The organism is Roseibium sp. RKSG952 (assembly GCF_009711355.1).
On the sequence record NZ_SMMF01000230.1, the window covers coordinates 1 to 409 of the forward strand.

Below are 409 nucleotides of genomic sequence, written 5' to 3' on the forward strand. Positions count from 1 at the left end.
GTTTCGAGAGGCCGGAGGCATGCCACCATCAAAATATGCACATCCATCTCAGAGGCTTTCCGGCCGGTATCTTTGTTTTGCCGAACGCGAAGAGATCGCGTTGTATAAAGCACAGGGTCTTGGTGTTTGCGCGATTGCAAGGAAGATTGGCCGTTCTGCGTCGACTATTTCTCGGGAACTTCGTCGGAATGCAGCGACGCGTTCAGGAGGGTTTGAGTATCGCGCAACCACTGCGCAATGGCATGCGGATCGTGCGGCACGTCGCCCCAAAGCGACAAAACTGGCGCAGAACGACGCCTTGCGGCAATATATTGAAGATCGGCTTTCGGGTCAGGTGTCGGACCCAAACGGAAACATCCCTGTACACGACTCAAGCGACTTTCCGGGTGGACTTGGGCCAATACGTGAA

General features: G+C 54.8%; 1 protein-coding gene. It reads left to right on the forward strand.

The genetic code is table 11. The annotated features are described in order from the left end of the window. Nucleotides 1-19: 19 nt before the first annotated feature. Nucleotides 20-409: helix-turn-helix domain-containing protein (locus E1297_RS00570; RefSeq protein ID WP_209015531.1), on the forward strand; the 390-nt coding region annotated here is incomplete at its 3' end.